The sequence below is a fragment of the Rufibacter hautae genome, from assembly GCF_008271695.1.
In the GTDB taxonomy this organism is placed as follows: domain Bacteria; phylum Bacteroidota; class Bacteroidia; order Cytophagales; family Hymenobacteraceae; genus Nibribacter; species Nibribacter hautae.
Genome location: NZ_VKKY01000002.1, coordinates 1 through 19,405 on the forward strand (window position 1 = coordinate 1; position 19,405 = coordinate 19,405).

The 19,405-nt window shown below is 49.5% G+C and carries 13 protein-coding genes and 1 rRNA gene; 8 read left to right on the forward strand and 6 right to left on the reverse strand.

Annotated features, from left to right (window positions below):
- The first annotated feature begins 12 nt into the window (after positions 1-12).
- Positions 13-124 (forward strand): 5S ribosomal RNA (rrf, locus tag FOA19_RS09160).
- 526 nt (positions 125-650) lie between these two features.
- Here rrf and purB read toward each other — a convergent pair.
- Positions 651-2,003: an adenylosuccinate lyase gene (purB, locus tag FOA19_RS09165; protein WP_149090545.1), complete on the reverse strand. Its 1,353-nt coding sequence runs from the start codon at positions 2,001-2,003 to the stop codon at positions 651-653.
- A 224-nt stretch (positions 2,004-2,227) separates the two neighbouring features.
- Between purB and FOA19_RS09170 the strand changes: the two genes are divergently transcribed.
- Positions 2,228-4,240: a biosynthetic peptidoglycan transglycosylase gene (locus FOA19_RS09170; RefSeq protein WP_149090546.1), complete on the forward strand. Its 2,013-nt coding sequence runs from the start codon at positions 2,228-2,230 to the stop codon at positions 4,238-4,240.
- Positions 4,241-4,419: 179 nt separating this feature from the next.
- Here FOA19_RS09170 and FOA19_RS09175 read toward each other — a convergent pair whose 3' ends face one another.
- The 3 genes from FOA19_RS09175 to hemG all read right to left on the reverse strand — a co-directional run bounded on the left by FOA19_RS09175 (position 4,420) and on the right by hemG (position 7,670).
- Positions 4,420-5,382 carry a TerC family protein gene (locus tag FOA19_RS09175; protein WP_149090547.1) on the reverse strand — a complete coding sequence of 321 codons (963 nt, stop codon included), beginning with the start codon at positions 5,380-5,382 and terminating at the stop codon, positions 4,420-4,422.
- Between the two features lie 173 nt (positions 5,383-5,555).
- Positions 5,556-6,305: a polyprenol monophosphomannose synthase gene (locus tag FOA19_RS09180; RefSeq protein ID WP_149090548.1), complete on the reverse strand. Its 750-nt coding sequence runs from the start codon at positions 6,303-6,305 to the stop codon at positions 5,556-5,558.
- A gap of 24 nt (positions 6,306-6,329) precedes the next feature.
- Entirely contained in the window at positions 6,330-7,670 is a 1,341-nt protein-coding gene (gene hemG / locus FOA19_RS09185; protein WP_149090549.1) for a protoporphyrinogen oxidase, read from the reverse strand.
- A 131-nt stretch (positions 7,671-7,801) separates the two neighbouring features.
- On the opposite strand from hemG, the gene FOA19_RS09190 reads away from it, so the two are divergent.
- A complete protein-coding gene (locus FOA19_RS09190; protein ID WP_149090550.1) occupies positions 7,802-8,338 on the forward strand; it encodes a D-glycero-alpha-D-manno-heptose-1,7-bisphosphate 7-phosphatase in 537 nt (178 codons plus the stop codon).
- Between the two features lie 413 nt (positions 8,339-8,751).
- On the opposite strand, the gene FOA19_RS09195 is transcribed toward FOA19_RS09190, so the two are convergent.
- A complete protein-coding gene (locus tag FOA19_RS09195; RefSeq protein ID WP_149090551.1) occupies positions 8,752-10,152 on the reverse strand; it encodes a type III PLP-dependent enzyme domain-containing protein in 1,401 nt (466 codons plus the stop codon).
- Positions 10,153-10,237: 85 nt separating this feature from the next.
- Between FOA19_RS09195 and FOA19_RS09200 the strand changes: the two genes are divergently transcribed.
- From FOA19_RS09200 to FOA19_RS09215, 4 genes are all read left to right on the forward strand, one after another.
- Entirely contained in the window at positions 10,238-11,218 is a 981-nt protein-coding gene (locus FOA19_RS09200; RefSeq protein ID WP_149090552.1) for an arginase, read from the forward strand.
- Between the two features lie 6 nt (positions 11,219-11,224).
- A complete protein-coding gene (gene argS, locus FOA19_RS09205) occupies positions 11,225-13,021 on the forward strand; it encodes an arginine--tRNA ligase (RefSeq protein ID WP_149090553.1) in 1,797 nt (598 codons plus the stop codon).
- Between the two features lie 189 nt (positions 13,022-13,210).
- The gene (locus FOA19_RS09210; protein WP_149090554.1) at positions 13,211-13,798 is read left to right on the forward strand and encodes a glutathione peroxidase; all 588 of its coding nucleotides are present in this window, start codon (positions 13,211-13,213) and stop codon (positions 13,796-13,798) included.
- Positions 13,799-13,807: 9 nt separating this feature from the next.
- The gene (locus tag FOA19_RS09215) at positions 13,808-14,746 is read left to right on the forward strand and encodes a 1,4-dihydroxy-2-naphthoate polyprenyltransferase (protein WP_223808813.1); all 939 of its coding nucleotides are present in this window, start codon (positions 13,808-13,810) and stop codon (positions 14,744-14,746) included.
- A 107-nt stretch (positions 14,747-14,853) separates the two neighbouring features.
- Here the strand turns inward: FOA19_RS09215 and FOA19_RS09220 are convergent, their stop codons facing one another.
- On the reverse strand, positions 14,854-16,356 hold the full coding sequence (locus FOA19_RS09220) for a DEAD/DEAH box helicase (protein WP_223808814.1): 1,503 nt from the start codon (positions 16,354-16,356) through the stop codon (positions 14,854-14,856).
- Positions 16,357-16,950: 594 nt separating this feature from the next.
- Here FOA19_RS09220 and FOA19_RS09225 point away from each other — a divergent pair.
- Complete coding sequence (locus tag FOA19_RS09225; protein ID WP_149090555.1) at positions 16,951-18,933, forward strand: T9SS type A sorting domain-containing protein; 1,983 nt, start codon at positions 16,951-16,953, stop codon at positions 18,931-18,933.
- Positions 18,934-19,405 lie beyond the last annotated feature (472 nt).

The window sequence follows — 19,405 nt, forward strand, 5'->3', positions numbered from 1 at the left end:
GGATCCCAAGATAATGGTGGCTATGTCGCGGGTGTCCACCTCTTCCCATTCCGAACAGAGAAGTTAAGCCCCGCCGAGCCGATGGTACTGCGGTCACACGCGGGAGAGTAGGTAGCCGCCAACCCCACTTTTTAGTCAGCCCCCCTTCAGAGATGGAGGGGGGCTGTCTCGTTTATAAGCGGGCAGGGGGAGTGTGATGCAGGGGCTTTCTCTCTATCTCCCTTAGTCAATGAGGTTCCTCTAAGGGCTGCATTACCCTTTTCCAGCTGCTGTTTCTTGCCTCTATTCCCGTTCACTCTATATAGTATTAAGTGGAAGTAAGCCCGGGAGTTTAGGATCGCAAACTCTCTTATCACGATAAACAATATATAAAGCCCATCCTGCAAATCTTATTCGACAAGCCTCCAGGCTTGCCTCGTTCTGGGTCTGTATCCAAATACCAAGCCCTAAACTGGAATATCAATCCCAAATTGTTATCAGGCATAATCTGACCTTGATTATCTTGCTGTTTATACTCCTTTTCTAAAAAAGAGCCTTAAATCGAAACTTATCTACCTAGACTAGTTTCCTTTCTTTAAAGTATATTAAATGTAAAGGCCTACTTTCTTACTTGAAGGTAGGCCTCTGCAATTGATATACTTTTTATGGTTTTAATAAAGAGTAATCCCGGTGAAAGTGAAAGGAGAAATCAACTTTAGCTCATCTTTTATCTCATCTGGAACATCTAGAGCATTTATGAACTCCTTAATGGATGCCTCTGTGATTTTTAAATTGGTTCTAGTCAAAGCCTTCAATGCTTCATAAGGTGCAGGGTAGGCTTCTCTTCGGAGGACAGTTTGGATGGCCTCGGCTACTACTGCCCAGTTTTCCTCTAAGTCATTGTTTAAGGCTTCTCTATTTAATTGTAGTTTGCCTATTCCTTTTTCTAGAGACCTTAGGGCTAGTAAAGAATGGGAGATAGGAACTCCAATGTTCCTGAGAACAGTTGAATCTGTTAAATCTCTTTGTAGTCTGGAAATGGGCAGTTTCTCTGAAAGGTATGCGAAAATAGCATTGGCCATACCAAGGTTACCTTCTGCATTTTCGAAATCAATAGGGTTAACTTTATGTGGCATAGCCGAAGATCCGATTTCTCCCTCTTTAATCTTTTGCTTGAAATAGCCCATAGAGATATACTGCCATATATCACGAGCAAAATCCATCAGAATGGTGTTGATCCTTTTGATGTTGTCAAAGAGGGCAGCTAGATGGTCATAATGCTCTATTTGAGTAGTCACCTGACTTCTTTTCAGATTGAGTTTATCCTGCAGGAATTTATTTCCAAAATTGATCCAGTTAATGGAGGGGTAGGCTACAAAATGTGCGTTGAAGTTACCGGTAGCACCACCAAACTTACCAGCAAAAGGAATTTGATTAAACAAAAGAAGTTGTTGCTCTAGGCGTTCTACAAATACCTGGATCTCTTTACCTAAACGGGTAGGGGAAGCTGGTTGTCCGTGGGTATGGGCCAACATTGGAATTTCTTTCCACTCTACTGCCAGAGTAGCCAGAGTTTCTTTTACCTGATTTAGGAGAGGTAGGTACTCCTTTTGAACAGCTTCTTGCAGAGAAACCGGAATAGCAGTGTTGTTGATGTCTTGTGAAGTTAGGCCGAAATGCACAAACTCCTTTGTTTCTCCAATACCCAGCTTCTCAAGTTTGTCCTTCAGGAAATACTCAACTGCTTTTACGTCATGGTTTGTGACTTTCTCAGTATCCTTAATGGCTTGGGCATCTTCCAGCGAAAAGTCTTCGTAGATTTTTCGCATACCGGCATAAAGGTTGCTATCAAAGTCTTTAAGCTGAGGCAAAGGAAGTTCACAGAGGGAGATAAAGTATTCTACCTCTACTAAAAGGCGGTAACGGATAAGGGCAAATTCAGAGAAGTAAGCGGCAAGCGGCGCCACCTGATTACGGTAGCGTCCATCTATAGGAGAAATAGCGGTAAGTGCTGTTAAATTCATAAATACAGATTTTACTCAAAGATATAAAGGAAGATGAGAACCTCTAGCTACCTGAACCTAAACCCAGTTCTTAATCGTTTCTTTTCATAAACCTTGTACTTTACACACCGTATTTACCCAGTTGCGATGCCAAGAATTTTTAGGTATCGGGGATTGCGTTACTTTTGCAAGTTGGAGCAGGAAAAATGTAGGGCTCTGGATTAAAACTAACTATACAAAGCACCTTGTCAAGATTCACAGATTTTTTTGTCAGGAATAAGAAGAAGCTATTGATTGGGATTGGGGGATTCGCCTCGGTCATTATGATTGGCTTTGTGGTGTTCCTGCTTAACCGGGAAAGGATTCTGAAGTATGCGGTGGCCAAAGCCATCCAGAAAGTTGAGAATAAGTATCCAGCCAAGCTCAAGATTGGGAATGCCCGGTTTTTGGACCTAAACACCGTATTGGTCACGGATATTGCTTTATTGCCCAATGACCGCCCTAAACTTATGCAGATTGATACTGTAGAGGCAACGGTGAGTTTTAGATCGCTCTTTTTGGGCCGGATGGTGTTCAAGCAGTTTGATATGGCGCAGGGCGCTATCACCGCTTTTAAGCAGGATAGCGTAGACAATTTCTCTTTCTTGTACAAAAAGCAAGCTGCCGGAGAAACTGTAGATTCTACCGCTAAGAAAACCTCTAACTATGGTACATTGCTCAACAGGCTCATTGAAACGGCTTTTGAAAATGTGCCGGATGGGGTGAATTTCAGAAACCTGGCCGTGCTGTTCAAGAACGATGGCCGTACCATCAACATGAACCTGCCTACTATGTTAGTAGAGGATGGGGAGATCAATGCACGCATGACCATCACCACCGAGGCGCTCACCAACACCATGTACGTCAAAGGGGTTATAGACCCCGATAACTACCTGCTTGCGGCTAAGTTCTATGGTGATAACCAATCCAAAAGCATTGAGGTACCCTATATTCAGCAGAAGTTCGGGGCTACCATGCGGTTTGATACGCTAAGCCTCAGTATCACCAATAAGGTGTACAAGAACAACCAGTTGACTATAAGCGGTGAGTCTAGTGCATATGGACTTGTGCTGAACCACCCTAAGATTGCGGATGAGAATGTGACTGTGCAGAATGGGGCCATGAAGTACGTCCTCACCTTGGGAGATCATTACTACGCTCTTGAGCCAGAGTCTGAGGTGCGCATCAACAAAGCCATTTTCTACCCCGAGGCAACGTACGAGACCCGCCCTAAACGCAAAATCGGAATCAAGATAAACTCACCGGATATTCCGGCCAACGACCTTTTTGCTTCGCTGCCTCCTGGTTTGTTTGATACTTTCCAAGGCGTGCAAGCCACCGGTACGTTCAAGTACCGCATGAACTTCTTCGTGGACATGGCCCAGGTAGACAGCCTTAAGTTTGACTCTGACTTAGATGCCTCTCCAGATTTCAACATCACTCAGTTTGGCCCGGTAGACTTAAGAAAACTGAACCAGGAGTTCACGCACACGGTCTACGAGAAAGACAAAGTGGTAAGAACTTTCCAGGTAGGTCCCTCTAACCCAAACTTCACGCCTTACAATCAGATTCCAAACCATCTCAAGTATGCCATCCTTACAGCCGAAGACCCGCGTTTCTTGACGCACAAAGGTTTCCATGAAGGGGCATTTAGACATTCACTGATTACCAACATCAAGGAGAATTCCTTTGTGCGGGGAGGTAGTACGGTGTCTATGCAGTTGGTAAAAAACGCTTTCCTTACCAGAAAGAAAACTATTACCAGGAAAGTGGAGGAGGCGCTTATTGTCTGGATTATCGAGAACCTGAGGCTTACCAACAAGGAGCGGATGTTTGAGGTGTACCTCAACATTATTGAGTGGGGGCCAAACGTCTACGGCATCAGGGAAGCGGCCCGTTTCTATTTCTCCAAAGAACCAAGCCAGTTAACCTTAGAAGAAAGCCTTTTCCTGGCCAGCATCGTACCTAAGCCTAAACAGTACCGCACTTATTTTGATGCTTACGGTGGGCTACGGGCCTATCCGAGGTACTTCTTCAAGCTCATAAGCGGGAACATGCTTAAACGCGGGCTGATCTCCCCATCGCAGGCGGCCAGCGTCTCCACGTATGTGAATTTGAGCGGCCGGGCTGGTAGCTTTATTATCCCTAAACCAGATACCACTCACGTTCAGCTAATGGATACCCTTCAACTAGCGCCTATTGATTTACTAGATTTCTAATAGAAATACAGTATATAAAAGGAAGAGGCTGCGCTCCAATGGAACGCAGCCTCTTCCTTTTATATACTTTAGTGATCTTGGTTCTGAGGATTCTTGTTTTAAGGTTGTTTTAGCAGAATCAGCCCAAAAACGAAATTGATCTAAAGGTTTAGATTCGAGCAAAAAGAACCTGGAACTTGCTAGGCCCTTGTCTCTTCTTCCTGCTCCTGGATAGGAACCACAGGACCTTCTTTCTTAGGGAACAACAGCGAGAGCAGCACAGAGGCCGTCAGGATGAAGGCTACCACACCCAGGGCCACCATCATGTTAATCTCATAGTACCCTGAAATCAGCAGCTTTACCCCGATGAAGACCAGGATGAGGGACAAGCCATAGTGCAGGTAATGGAAGAGCTGCATGATACCCGAAAGCGCGAAATACAGGGCCCTTAATCCTAGCAACGCAAACACATTGGAGGTATACACAATGAACGGATCTTTGGAAATGGCTAGGATGGCAGGGATTGAATCGGCGGCGAAGACAATATCGGTGGTCTCCACCATGATCAGCACCAGGAACAGCGGCGTAGCAAAAACCGTTTTATCCAGCTTCACAAAGAAGTTACCCTCATAGTGACGGTTGGTCACAGGCATGTACCGGCTCACGAATTTCACCACGGGATTTGCCTCCGGGTCAATGTCTTCATCACCGGAGGAGGTGGCCATCTTGATCCCGGTGAATACCAGGAAACCGCCCAAGATGTAGACGATGAAGTGGAATTTGGCAAGCAAAGTAACGCCTACCAGAATGAACACTGCCCGGAAGAACAGTGCGCCCAGTACTCCCCAGAAAAGGATTTTATGCTGGAATTTAGGCGGTACCTTGAAGAAGTTGAAGATAAGGATAAACACAAAGAGGTTGTCCACGCTCAGGGACTTCTCAATGAGGTAGGCCGTAAGGAACTCCAGGGCCGGACCACTGCCCTTCCAATAATAAATGAACACGTTGAAGGCCAAAGAGAGAATGATCCAGAAGGCACTCCACAGCAGGGCCTCTTTTATCTTTACAACGTGTGTTTTCCGGTGGAATACAAAGAGGTCTAACGCTAGCAAGATCAGCACAAATGCGTTGAACCCCACCCAAAATAAGATATCTGTTTTCACGGTATCAGGTTAATGACAAGGTGCAGACAGTATCCTTTGAGAAGCAATTATTTAGCCCCTTATAAGAAATACCATCATATAATAGAAAATGAAAGATACAGCTAAACAACCGCAAAACCATGGAAAAGGGGCTGAGCGGTTTCGGTTTTAAGCGGTTTTTAGGAAAACGGGCCCTAAACGGCCACCAATTCGCGGCGTTTGAATTGCTTGAAATAGCTACTCAGCTTCATCTGGATGACCCCGATAAATGCTTCCTTGATGATGCCTTTGCTCATTTTAGACTGGCCCTTGGTGCGGTCTGTGAAGATGATGGGCACCTCTTTTATCTTGAACCCAAACTTATAGGTGAGGAACTTCATCTCAATCTGGAAGGCATACCCAATAAAGCGGATCTTGTCCAGGTTAATGGTTTCCAGTACCTGCCGGTGATAACACTTGAAACCGGCGGTGGCGTCATGGATGGGCATGCCCGTGATCAGGCGCACGTAGCGGCTGGCAAAGTAGGAGAGAAGCACCCGGCTCATGGGCCAGTTCACCACATTTACCCCGCTGCTGTAGCGGCTCCCGATGGCCAGATCGTAGCCTTCCACCGCACAGGTGTTGTAAAGGCTCATCAAATCATTAGGATTGTGCGAGAAATCGGCGTCCATCTCAAAGATGAACTTGTAGCCAGCCTGCAAGGCGTATTTGAAGCCGTGGATGTAGGCCGTGCCCAAGCCAAGCTTGCCTTTGCGCTGCTCCAGTAACAGCCGATCTGGGAATTCTGTCTGCAGATGCATCACCACCTCGGCGGTGCCGTCCGGGGAGTTGTCGTCTACAATGAGCACATGGAAAGGGTGGGGCAATGAAAAGACCTTACGGATTATTGCTTCAATGTTTTCTATTTCATTGTAGGTCGGGATGACCACCACGGACTCTTTCATTCCCCAAATATAACCTATATGGTTTTATGGGAGGGAAGGGCGCTGGGAAAAAATTTTCTGGGCCAGCTGTTTGGCAAAGCGCACACAGTCTGGAATGGCAGGTCCCGCAACCCAGTTGGTGCAGGCGTACAGTTGGTCTTGTTCCAGCAAACCCAGCATGAGGTGCACATCAGTGATAAAGATATCGGCCTGGGGCAGGGCCGAGGGCCAGCGGTAGCAGTGCTGAAAAACCGGCAGTTTGGCAGAGATGGCGTAGTTCTCCGTGAGTTCCTCGTGGACCCGCAGCAGAATCTCGGCCTCCGGAAGGCTAGCAAACTCGGCGGCCTGGCTGCCTCCTACATACGAAGAGAACAACACCTCATCGTCTGGGCAGATGCGGGGAAAAAGCGCGCTGCTCCAGACCGTACCTGAGCTGAAAGGCTGTTCTTTCTGCGGATGCATAGCCCCGAGGCCATCCAACGGAAACCCGATGGTATGTTTACGGTAGGCGGTGTGCACCACGGTCATGGGCGCGTAGGAGACGTTGTGCAGGGCGGCAGCGAGGCCAGGGGTGGTGAAGTCCAGCAGTTCAGCGGCGGCATGGGCCGGTAAGGCCACTACCACCGCGTCAAATTCCTCATCGGCTAGGCCTTCCACGTCGTGCCTGATGCTGAGCAGGTATTTTCCCTTTGTCTTATGGATCATCTCCACTTTATGGTCTACGTGCAGCGACACCAGTTTAGAGGCGATGGCCTCAGGTAGGGTCTGCAAGCCATTAAGGAGCGAGATTACCTGTTTACGCGGAAGGTCTACCTGCAGGTCCAGGGCTTTGAGCACAGAACCGTGCTTGCGCTCCATCTCCTTGAGCGCCGGAAAGGTTTTCTCCAATAAGAGTTTATCGGGGTCACCGCCGTACATACCGGCCACCATGGGTTTCACCAGGTAGTCCACCACCTCCTGGCCGAAGCGACGCTTGAAGAAGTGGCTCACGGTTTCCTCAGGTACCTCCTGCGGCGGCAGTTTCACCTCTTGCGTAATCTTCAGTTTGGTGCGCCAATGGAAAAAAGAGTCCAAAAGCAGTCGCCGGGGCGAGGAGGGTAGGCAGTGGTATTCTCCGTCCTTCCTGATGTAACGGTCCTGGCTACGGGTAGCAGGCCTGATGACCTCATCCTCCAGTTTGAGTTCCTGCAGTAATTCTTCCAGCTCCTCGTTCATTTGCAGCGAGTGCGGCCCCAGTTCTAAGTGGTAAGCACCCTTCTGCACGCTTTTGATTACGCCGCCTACCTGGGGCTCGCTTTCAAAAAGGTCATAGCGTACCCCTAGCTTCTGCAGATAGTAAGCCAATGCCAATCCTGAAATTCCGGCGCCTATGATTGCTACTCGCATGAGGGGGGACAATTAGAGATGTTCTTTCGTACGCAGAAGTGCGTCTCCAGTTTGTGCCTACTTTGGATAAAATAAGGCAAAAATCCATTTTCCTGCGAAAAGCCTCATATGTTCTGCCTATTTTTGGACGAATGGAGAATCAGAAACAGCATTTGAAAAGGAAAGCAGTCTTCCTGGACCGTGATGGGGTCTTGAACGTGGAAAGGGGAGACTATACCTGGCGCACCCAAGACTTTGAGGTCTGCGCCGGGGTGCCCCAGGCGTTGGCGCTGCTCAAGGAAATGGGCTATTTGCTACTTGTGGTCACAAACCAGGCGGGTATTACCAAAGGTCTGTACACAAAGGCCGATGTGCTGGCCTGCCATCAAAAACTGCAGGACGCCTGCGGCCAGCTTCTGGATGATCTTTATATGGCGCCCGGCCATCCGTCCGTCTCTGAGTCCCTGTCCCGTAAACCAAACAGCCTCATGCTGGAGCGCGCCATCTCTAAGTACAATTTAGATCCGGCAGCCTGTTGGCTTGTGGGAGACCAGCCCCGTGATCTCCAGGCCGCTGCAAAATGCGGAATTTCAGGAGTATTGGTGGGCCTGCATCCTGTAGGAACGCACGTGCACCAGGAAAAGGATTTGCTTGCCGCCGCGCAATGGATTGCGGGTCAAACTAAATAGGAGAATAAGGGAATTCTGTTTTAAGGCCGCTTTTACGAAAACAGCCGGAAAATGGTACTAATAAAAAGCTAGTTAAAATCAGCTTGTAGTTGCGCTTAGAAAAAGGAAGGCCCGGAAGATAGCTTCCGGGCCTTCAATAAGATTATATTAAATCAGAAGAACGTTATCCGTTCACTTTGTTAGTTTCTGGAGTCTTGGCAACAGCTTTCGCCATTACTTTTTGCTCCACCGAGCGATCAGATTTCTGTGAATAGGCGGGGCAAGTAGACGATTTGCAGGATGCAAAGCCCAACATACAGATAGAAGCGAATAAGAAAAGGTTCTTCATATTTTTAGTTATACAACATATAAGGTATTCTACTTCAAAACTACTGTTTTTGTTTAGGATTATTATCCTTTTGCAGAAATATTTCTTAATCCTTATATCCAAGTATTTGAAGCATGGAATCTACGTCCTGCTCCTCGGCAAAAACCCAAGACTTTAACTCGCCATTTGCCTCGCGGTCAATGATGATATGCTTGGGCGATGGGATGAGGCAATGCTTGATTCCGCCGTATCCGCTGAGGCTTTCCTGGTAGGCACCCGTATGGAAGAATCCAATGTATTGCGGCTCTGGTTGCTCTTTCTGGATCTTGGGCAAAAACACTTGGAAAGAGTGCATCTCAGAGTTGTAGTAGTCCTGGCTGTCGCAGGTAAGGCCGCCAATGTTCAGGCGCTGGTAATTCTTGTCCCAGTTGTTCAAAGCCAACAGGATGTAGCGCTGGTTCAAGGCCCAGGTATCCGGCAGGTTGGTGATGAATGAACCGTCAATCATGTACCAGAGCTCTTTGTCGTTCTGCAGTTTGGTATCCAGGATGGAGTACACGTGCGCGCCGCTTTCGCCCACGGTATAGATCCCGAACTCGGTGAAGATATTCGGCTCCGGCACTCCCTCTGCTTTGCAGATATTTTGGATGGTGCGCAGAATCTCCTCAATCATGTACCGGTAGTTGTAATCAAACTGGATAGAGGTCTTGATGGGGAAACCACCGCCAATATCAATGGTGTCCAGCTCAGGGCACAACTTCTTCATCTCGCAGTACTTGTGCACAAATCGGCTCAGTTCTGACCAATAGTACGATGTATCCTTGATGCCTGTATTGATGAAATAGTGAAGCATCTTCAGCTTGAACTTGGGATTATTCGCTATCTTGTTTTTATACAGGTCTACTACGTCATTGTAGTTAATGCCCAGGCGCGAGGTGTAGAACTGGAACTTAGGCTCCTCATCTGAGGCCAACCTGATGCCCACCTGGCACTCGCCGTTTACGTGTTGCTCATAGTGGTCAATCTCGCCCAGATGGTCCAGTACCGGGGTTACGTTCTTGAAGCCATCGTTGAGCATGGACGTGATATGGTCACGGTAAAGCTCGCGCTTGAAACCGTTGCAGACCACAAACACGTCTTTGTTTACCTTGCCTTTCTCGTACAGCGCCCTGATGATGGGCATGTCAAAGGAAGAGGAGGTCTCAATATGGATGTCATTCTTCAGGGCCTCTTCCAGTACAAAAGAGAAGTGCGATGACTTGGTGCAATAGCAATAGGTGTACGTTCCCTGGTAATTCAGCTTCTCCATAGATTCCCGGAAAAGGATTTTCGCCTTCTGAATCTGGGAGCTGATTTTAGGTAAATAGGTGAGGCGCAGCGGGGTGCCGTATTGCTTCACCAGTTCCATCATAGGGATGCCGTTGAAAAAGAGTTCGTTATCGTGAACGGTGAATTCCTCGGTGGGGAAATCAAAGGTTTGGTGTATGAGGTCTGTGTATTTATCCATTATAATGTAAAGGGCTATCCCCAACGGATAGCGTGCGAAATTGCTTGTATTTTACCATCTTTGCAAAAACTAGTTTCCGTTTTGCATGAAAAAAATCAGACTGATAGAAGTGAAATCTGAGCTAGGTGCGGGCACACGCGGAGCTAGTTTGGGCATTGACGCCCTCAAGATCGCGTGCCTGAACAAACAGTCCGATTATTTTAAACGGTTCACCGCCGTAGAGGTGCCCAACCTCAACGATGTGCTGTTTGAAAAGAACCTGTTTCCCTATGCCAAATACATTGACAGTGTGCTGCAGACGTACAAACGCATCAGTAACACTGTTGAACAAACATTAGAGCTTGGAATGTTCCCGCTGCTGCTGGCCGGCGACCATTCCAATGCCGGGGGTACCATTGCCGGCATTAAGGCCGCGTACCCAGACAAAACCCTGGGCGTGATCTGGGTAGACGCGCACGCCGACATCCACTCACCGTACACCACGCCTTCCGGCAACATGCACGGCATGCCGCTGGCCGCCTCCCTGGCCGAGGACAACCTGGACTGCAAAGTGAACGAACCAGACCAGGAAACTATTTTCTTCTGGGAGTCGCTGAAGAAGGTAGGCACAGACCAGCCCAAGATCAAACACCAGCACATTGTCTACATTGTGACCCGCAGCTACGAGAAGCCCGAGGTGTACCTGTTTGACAAGCACAACATCAAGAACTTCACGTACCCCGAGGTGATGGCCAAAGGCATGGAGCAGGTGGCCGAAGAAGCCCTGAACCGCCTGCGGGACTGCGACATCATCTACGTCTCCTTTGACGTGGACAGCCTGGACTCTAAGTTTTCCAAGGGTACCGGCACTCCGGTAGAGGTGGGCTTGAACGTGGCGCAGGCCAAAGAGCTGTGTTACCTGCTGGTGAGTAACCCAAAGGTGATTTGCTTTGAGATGGTGGAGATAAACCCCACCCTGGACGCGGAGAATACCATGGCGCAGAACGCCTTTGAAATTTTAGAACACACTACAGAAGCTATTCAGGACCGGTTGGCCAAAGAGGCGCAGTCAGTACCTATGGCTTAAAGACAGATGAAACAACTTGAAACCCAGATTGCCCAGGCGCTGAGCCAGGCGTTACAAGATACGTTCCAGCACGCGCTTCCCGCAGAGCAGATTAACCTGCAGCCTACGCGTAAGGAGTTTGCCGGCACTTTCACGTTTGTGACTTTCCCGCTTACCAAAGCCTTGGGCAAAGGCCCTGAGCAGATTGGGCAGGCCTTGGGCGAGGCGCTTACGCAAGGAGCCCCGCAGGTCGCCGGCTACAACGTGGTCAAAGGCTTCCTCAACATCGAGATCAAAGACAGCGTGTGGCTGCAGCAGTTCTCTGAGCAGGTTTCTGGTTTAGGGGCTGGTTTTTCAGAAACAGGCCCTAAACAGAAAGTGGTGGTAGAATACTCTTCGCCGAACACAAACAAGCCGCTGCACCTAGGCCATTTGCGCAACAACTTCCTGGGCTACTCCGTGGCCGAGATCCTGAAAGCGGCGGGCCGCGAGGTGGTGAAAGCCAACCTGGTGAACGACCGTGGCATCCACATCTGCAAGTCCATGATCGCCTATGAGAAATTCGGGCAGGGCGAGACGCCGCAGAGCGCCGGCATCAAGGGCGACCACCTGGTGGGCAAGTACTACGTGGAGTTCGACAAGGCCTACAAGCAGGAGATTGACCAGCTGGTGGCGCAGGGCGTAGACAAGGAGCAGGCCAAAAAGCAGGCTCCCCTTATGCTGGAAACCCAGGAAATGCTCCAGAAATGGGAGCAGCACGACCCTGCCACCATCGCCCTTTGGGAGAAGATGAACGGCTGGGTGTACGAGGGCTTCACGGCCACTTACCAGAATATTGGGGTGGACTTTGACAAGTTCTACTATGAGTCTGGTACCTACCTCTTAGGCAAAGACCGCGTGGAGGAAGGCCTGGAAAAAGGCGTCTTTTTCAAGAAGCCCGACGGCTCCGTGTGGATTGATTTGACCGAGGAAGGTCTGGACGAGAAACTGGTGCTCCGCGCCGACGGTACCTCGGTGTACATCACCCAGGATCTCGGCACCGCCGAACTCAAATACCAGGATTTCCACTACGACCAGTCTGTGTACGTGGTGGCCGATGAGCAGAACTACCACTTCCAGGTTTTAAAGGCGATTTTAAAGAAACTGCAGAAACCCTACGCCGACGGCATCTATCACCTTTCCTACGGCATGGTGGACCTACCCAGCGGTAAGATGAAGTCCCGCGAAGGGACCGTGGTAGACGCCGATGAACTGGTGGAGGAGATGATTGACACTGCCCGCCAGAAAACCGATGAACTGGGCAAGATTGAGGGTTTCACCCCTGAGGAGGCGCAGAAACTCTACCATACACTGGCCATGGGCGCGCTCAAGTACTTCCTTCTGAAGGTAGACCCCAAGAAACGGATGCTGTTCAACCCCGAGGAGTCCATCGACTTTAAAGGCAACACCGGTCCGTTCATCCAGTACACCCACGCGCGTATTGCAGCCATCCAACGCAAAGCGAACGAACTAGGCATCTCGGCCACTGCCGATGCGTTTGCTGGCGTAGAGGGATTGCACGAGACGGAGCGCGAGGTGTTGGTGCTGCTGAACTACGCAGACTCCATCATTGACGAGGCGGCCCGCAACTTCGCGCCGTCTATTATTGCGCAGTACGCGTTTGACGTAGCCAAGGCCTACAACCGTTTCTACACTGAGGTTCCTATTTTCCAGGAGACCAACCCTCAGGTCCTGAGTTTCCGGATTGCCTTGTCTGCGCAGGTGGCCAAGACCCTGAAACTGGTCATGGGCTTGCTGGGCATCACGGTGCCAGAGCGGATGTAATTTGCCAGAAAAGCAAAGGCGGGAGAATCAGAAGGGAAGCAGGACACGTTAAAGGAAGAACCCCGTGGATTTTAGGCCGGTTTTATCAAAAATTGGCTCAAAACGGAGAAGCTTTCTTCCAATGTTTGATTTAGAAGTAACAGAACATATTTTACCCAGAACGGTTAAGGAAATAAAACCCATTGCATTATGCTACAGCTTGTAACCCTATTCTCGCTCTCTCTCATGATGGCCTGCTCTTCGCCGGCTGCCAAGACGCCTGAGACACCAACCGCTACCAACATGAATACAGCCACCGCCTCTTCCTCTATCTATGAAATTCCGTTGAAGACCATTGACGGAAAAGACACCAGCCTGAAGCAGTACAAAGGCAAAAAGGTACTCATCGTGAACGTGGCTTCTGAGTGTGGTTTCACGCCGCAGTACGCAGACCTGGAGAAACTCCACAAACTGCACGGCGACAAAGTGGTAGTACTGGGTTTCCCGGCCAATGACTTTGGCGGCCAGGAAAAAGGCTCCAACGAGGAAATCGCCCAGTTCTGCCAGAAGAACTTCGGGGTGTCGTTCCCCATGTTCCAGAAAGCCTCGGTGATAGGGGCGGAGCAGCAGCCGTTGTACAAATGGCTCACCAGCAAGGATGCCAACGGCAGCAATGCCAGCGCGCCAAGCTGGAACTTCTGCAAGTACCTCATCAGCGAAAACGGCCAGATCATCAAATTCTATCCTTCCAAAGTGTCTCCTCTGAGCGAGGAGTTGCTGCGTGACATCAATAGCTAACAGTTTTAAGTGGATTTAGAAATATCGGCCCCAAAACGGCCAACAGCGGGCACGTGGGTATCGGCTTTCCGGTTACGCACGCTGCCCCTTTCTTTGTCTTGTATTGGCATGGGCGGTTTCCTGGCGGCCGCCGACCATCTTTCCAGGTGGCCGGTGCTCTTGCTCTGCGTCCTGACCACCCTTTTCCTGCAGATTCTCTCCAACCTCGCCAATGATTACGGAGACACCAAACACGGCGCCGACAGCCAACACCGTGAAGGTCCGCAACGGGCGGTGCAGGCTGGGCAGATCTCTCCCGGCCAGATGCGAACGGCCATCATTGTATTCAGCCTTTTGTCGCTGGCTTCTGGTGTAGGCTTGCTGTGGGTGGCCTTGGGGACCTCGGGGCTTTACCTGTTCTTGTTTTTCCTTTTACTGGGGATTGGCGCTATCTGGGCGGCCATCGGCTATACCAACGGCGGCAAGCCTTACGGGTACGCCGGTTTGGGTGATATCTCCGTTTTCTTTTTCTTTGGCTGGGTAGGGGTGTTGGGGACTTACTTTCTGCAGACCGAGCGCATTTTCTCAGAACTGCTGCTGCCTGCCTCCAGTCTGGGCTTTTTTTCAGCGGCCGTGTTGAACGTGAACAACATTAGAGACATCAAGTCAGATGAACTGGCGGGGAAGCGGTCGGTGCCGGTGCGGTTGGGTGCCCTGCGGGCCCGGCGCTACCATTGGGTGTTGCTGCTGGCTGGTATTCTTTGCACGGTGGTGTTTGTCTGGGTGCGGGTGAACGCCACGTTCTGGCCTTGGCTCTTTTTGGGTTCCCTGCCGCTTTTGCTCTTCAACGGCCGCGAAGTGAAACGTCGTCAAACCCCTGCGCAACTTGATCCGCTCCTGAAACAAATGGCGCTTTCCACGCTTTGCTTTGTCGTACTCTTGGGAATTGGATTGCTGTTGGATAGGTAAATTCTAGCTGAGTAATATAAAGAAGCGCCTATGTTTTAAGGTCGATTTCACAAAATCGACCTTAAAACAGAGGCGCTTAACTTTCCAGAATGTTCTGCTAGAATAAATTATTCTGCTGATGCTGCAGCTGGTGGCGCTTGGGTGGTTTGGCCGCCCTCAGTGGCTCTTGGGCCAGCTGGTTTCTTGCGGCGCTTCTTCTTGCGCTTTATTGCCTCGCCTTCCACTCTGGGGGCTTGCGGTTGCCCTTCTGTCCGTGGGGGACGGGGCGTAGCGCCTTCGGTAGGGGAGGTGCCGGCTGGTTTCTCGCCGCGCGGTTTGCCGTCTCTTCTTCGGGTATTGTCACGGGTTCCGCTGCCTTCCCGGCGTCTGCCCTCGGGGCGGCCGCTTTCTGGTCTGGCGCTTCTTCCTTCTGGTCTGCCTCCTCTGCCACGGCCACCGCCTCTTTTGCTGTTCCCCACCGGGTCAAACGCCGGGCTCTCGCCCAGACCTTCTGGCAAAGTAAGTTTGGGCAGTTCGCGCTCAATCAGTTTCTCAATCTTCACCAGGCGCTCCTGGTCTTGCTCGTTCACAAACGTGATGGCGGTACCAGAGGTCTCGGCGCGGGCCGTACGGCCGATGCGGTGTACGTAATCCTCAGCATCCTGGGGCACGTCAAAGTTCACCACATGGCTGATGCCTTCCACGTCAATGCCGCGGGACATCACATCCGTGGCTACCAATACCTGTAGTTGCTTGTTCCGGAAACGCTGGAGGGTAGCTTCGCGCTCGTCCTGGGTTCGGTCAGAGCTGATGCCCTCGGCCTCAAAACCCATTTTTTGCAGGGAGCGCACAATGTCGTTCACGGCGTTCTTCCGGGACGTGAACAGAATCATGGTCTGGATCTGCTCGTCCTTTAGTATGTGCTGCAATACCCGCAGTTTCTGGTTGTCATACACCAGGTAAATGCGCTGGTCAATGTTAGCGGCCGGCTTGGAGATAGAAAGGCTGATTTCCTCTGGGGTTTGCAGGATCTGCTTCGCGAAGTTCCTGATCTTGGGCGGCATGGTAGCCGAGAACATGAGGGTTTGGCGCTCTTTCGGTAGTTGGGAGATGATCTTCATGAGATCGTCCATAAAACCCATGTCCAGCATTTTATCGGCCTCGTCCAGGATAAGGTACTTCAGTTGGTCTAACTTCACGTAGCCCATCTGCATGTGGGCAATCAGGCGCCCTGGCGTGGCCACTATGATGTCTGCGCCACTGGTGAGGGCCTTCTTCTGCTGGTCCCAGTTCTGGGCGTTGTTGCCTCCGTAAATGGCAATAGAGGTGGCGCCGGTGAAATAGCTCAAGCCCTCTACCTGATCATCTATCTGCTTGGCCAGCTCGCGGGTAGGTACCAACACCAGGGTGCTGGTGAAATCATACTTGGCCTCGGTGATCTTGCTGAGCGTAGGCACCAGGAATGCTGCGGTTTTACCGGTCCCGGTCTGGGCGCAGGCAATCAGATCCTTTGATTCTAATATGTGCGGAATGGCCTGGGCTTGGATGGGAGTTGCCTGTTTATAACCCATGGACCGAATACCTTCCAGTAAGTCGGGCTGTAGGTTGAAATCATCAAATGTAACACTCATTGTTCTGTATCTTCTTGTAAGCCAGCGGTGCAATTAGGCTGGCCATTGTATAAGGTCTGTAAAGATAACCTTTTCTGCCGTTTGGTTTGGTGTTGTTTCTAAACAAAGCGCTTCAAAACAGAAGTAATTAATCATTTCTATATACCTGTTTAGTTGTATACAAATTGCACTATATAGAATTTACAGATAAGATTTTTAAAGGAAGGTTGTTGTAAGAATACAATAAGCAAAACTGCGTATTTGGGCCGTAAAACCGTTGAATATAGGTTTTTTGGCTTAAAATTGGTTAAATAATATGAAATTATAAAGAACATATTTGTAACATTTTTTTAAAATACAATTGCGTGAAACCGCAAGTGTAAGCCTCCGTTAAAGCGTGTATAGAAAGAAATTGAAGATAACTAAGTTTACAAACCTTACCTACACTATGAAGCAAGCTTTACTAACCCCTCCCCTTAAATCTGATTAAGCTTAGGCAGTAAATAAAATTATTGCCAACGGAGCTAAAAAAAATAATACCCGCCTAAATGAGAATTTAGGTTCACGGGACAACTACGTCTAATCTACATCCAATTTACCTTAATTCCTCCTATCATGAAAAGAACTGTACTTTCATGGGCCAGCACCCTTATGCTTATACTTTTCGGTTTAATCACTCAGGCGCAAGCCCAGTGTGCCGGAACCAAATCTGACGAATGCTTTGACTTCAACTTCAAAGGCGTTACCAAAAACACCGATGGAACGGTTACCCTTTCCTTCGGGGTGAAAGTGAACTGCAACCGTGACCTCAGCCATGCCTCTTTTGAGTTGCCAAGCGGCGCCAAAGCCATCTCTGCCACAGGACCTACCAACGGGTACGAGAACGGAACCAACAATCCTTTCTACTCTGTGAAATTCAACACCGGCTCAGGCTATAAGAACGGCAGAACCGCCGATTTCTCTTACACCATCTCCGCTGCTGATTTCAGCCGGATGACTACCCTGAGAGCAGAAGCGAAAGCCTCCACCACTGTTGGGATGGTTACCTTTGACCTGAAAAATTGTTCCCCTACTGGCGGCGGAAACAATGGCGGTGACAACTGCAAAGATTCACAGCCAAGACCCATCATTGGTGAGCAGCACCCATGCGCCGGCGACGTGGTCACCTACTGCATTGAGAATGACCGTAACTACACCTCCTTTGAATGGGATGTGCCAAGAGCCCACGCTGGTGAGCCACCAGTAGGCTGGGAAATCATCTCTGGCCAGGGTACAAGCTGCGTGACGGTAAGAGTAGGTCAGAAAAGCGGTACCATGAAAGTGAAAGTGAATGACCCTATCTGCGGTACTAAAGTGGCTACCCTGCCTGTGAAACCAGGAAAGAACTTTGAAGTGGCTATCTCCGGACCAGATTCAATCTGTGTAAAACAAGCACAAGCGTATACTGCCTCAGTTAAGAAAACAAACGGTAATGGCAACGGAAACGGCAACGCCAAAGGCGAATTCAAATTCACCTGGACTGTTCCGGCAGACTGGACCATTCAAAGCGGACAAGGCACTGACAAGATTGTAGTGATCCCTGGTGCTACTGACGGTGAAGTGAACGTTTATGTAACTGATGAAACCAAACCAAGCGGCAACGGAAACAACGGAAACGGAGTGGGAGGTTCTAAAAACGGATACTGCGGTACGGCCTCTGACCAATTGCTGGTAGAAACGAACGAGAACTGCGGCGGCGGCGGAGTTTGCCAAGTACCAACCGTGAGACTGGTTGCCCCAGACACCATCTGTAACTTAGCCGATGAGCCAACGACCATCAGAGTAGCTGAAATGCAGGAAGGCGTTACCTACACCTTCACCGTGCCAGAAGGATTCATCGTGCTGGAAGAAGGTGCAGGATTCGTGACCGTGGTAGCAGTGTTTGAAGAAGCCCAGTTAGGTCAGGCACAAACCATCTCTGTAACTGCCACCAATGAGTGCGGCACACAGACAGCAAACGCTTCAATTGTAGTTGCAGACTGCGGAATTGGTAACCCACTTCCGGTAACGCTAACCAGATTTGAAGGTGCTTCCCGCAGCGGAGCCGTAGTACTGGCCTGGAGCACTGCCTCAGAGAAAAACAACGACCGCTTTGAGATTGAGCGCAGCATCAACGGCAAAGACTTCAAGAAAGTAGGCGAGGTGAAAGGTAACGGAAACTCCTCTGCCACTGTGGACTATTCTTACACAGACCGCAACGCAGCTTCCGGCACCGTGTACTACCGCCTGAGACAAGTTGACTTTGACAACGCCTTTGAATATTCAAAAGTGATTGCCGTGAGCCACGCCGCTACCGCCAGCAACAACGCAGCAGTAAGTGTGTACCCTAACCCGGTATCCGATGGCAGAGTGAGCATCCGCTTCCAGGATCAAGTAAAAGGCAGCGCTACAGTTCGCCTGGTAGATGTAAGCGGCAGAGTGCTTCACACCCAAGAGGTAGCCAGCGTGGAAGGCGAGATTGCCCTTAACCTGACTAGCCTTAACCTGAAAGCTGGTATCTACCTGATCTCAGTAAATGCCAACGGCCAGAACACTACCCAGCGTGTAGTGGTTAGATAAAAGGAAAAAGTGATAGGATGTTAGGCAGGCAGCGACCAAAAGTCGCTGCCTGTTTCCTTTTATAATTTTAGGGACTTACACAAGCATTAGCGCAAAGGGCACGGTTCGAATGCAAAAGATATGGGATACCTAAAAGAAGAACCAACCTAGGTTAACCAAGAAGTTGCATATAAGGTAGCAGCAGGGGGGATAGTGCCTGTGAACTTCTTCTTTCTAATTATTTGCAGGTTGATAAGGTGTCTGGATGATAATTGTATTGAAAGCATTTGAAGAATGAGTCACCATTGCCTTTGAAAGGGTTTGTGTTCCATTAGAAGTGTTATATATTGTTGAAAGCAGATTTAAAAGAAATTTGCTTTAAATCTTCTATAAGTCACAAAAAGCATTTATGCACATTGTGTTTTGTCAAGAAAAGTTTTGTGATATTAACTGAAAGTGCAATTTAGGTGCAACCGCAATCAATGGGTGTCGT

What these genes read in the sequence shown, in the direction of transcription:
- FOA19_RS09195 (WP_149090551.1), bottom strand. Translation starts at nt 10,152, where the DNA reads ATGGATAAATACACAGACCTCATACACCAAACCTTTGATTTCCCCACC.
- hemG (WP_149090549.1), bottom strand. Translation starts at nt 7,670, where the DNA reads ATGCGAGTAGCAATCATAGGCGCCGGAATTTCAGGATTGGCATTGGCT.
- FOA19_RS09180 (WP_149090548.1), bottom strand. Translation starts at nt 6,305, where the DNA reads ATGAAAGAGTCCGTGGTGGTCATCCCGACCTACAATGAAATAGAAAAC.
- FOA19_RS09200 (WP_149090552.1), top strand. Translation starts at nt 10,238, where the DNA reads ATGAAAAAAATCAGACTGATAGAAGTGAAATCTGAGCTAGGTGCGGGC.
- FOA19_RS09225 (WP_149090555.1), top strand. Translation starts at nt 16,951, where the DNA reads ATGAAAAGAACTGTACTTTCATGGGCCAGCACCCTTATGCTTATACTT.
- purB (WP_149090545.1), bottom strand. Translation starts at nt 2,003, where the DNA reads ATGAATTTAACAGCACTTACCGCTATTTCTCCTATAGATGGACGCTAC.
- FOA19_RS09220 (WP_223808814.1), bottom strand. Translation starts at nt 16,356, where the DNA reads ATGAGTGTTACATTTGATGATTTCAACCTACAGCCCGACTTACTGGAA.
- argS (WP_149090553.1), top strand. Translation starts at nt 11,225, where the DNA reads ATGAAACAACTTGAAACCCAGATTGCCCAGGCGCTGAGCCAGGCGTTA.
- FOA19_RS09210 (WP_149090554.1), top strand. Translation starts at nt 13,211, where the DNA reads ATGCTACAGCTTGTAACCCTATTCTCGCTCTCTCTCATGATGGCCTGC.
- FOA19_RS09190 (WP_149090550.1), top strand. Translation starts at nt 7,802, where the DNA reads ATGGAGAATCAGAAACAGCATTTGAAAAGGAAAGCAGTCTTCCTGGAC.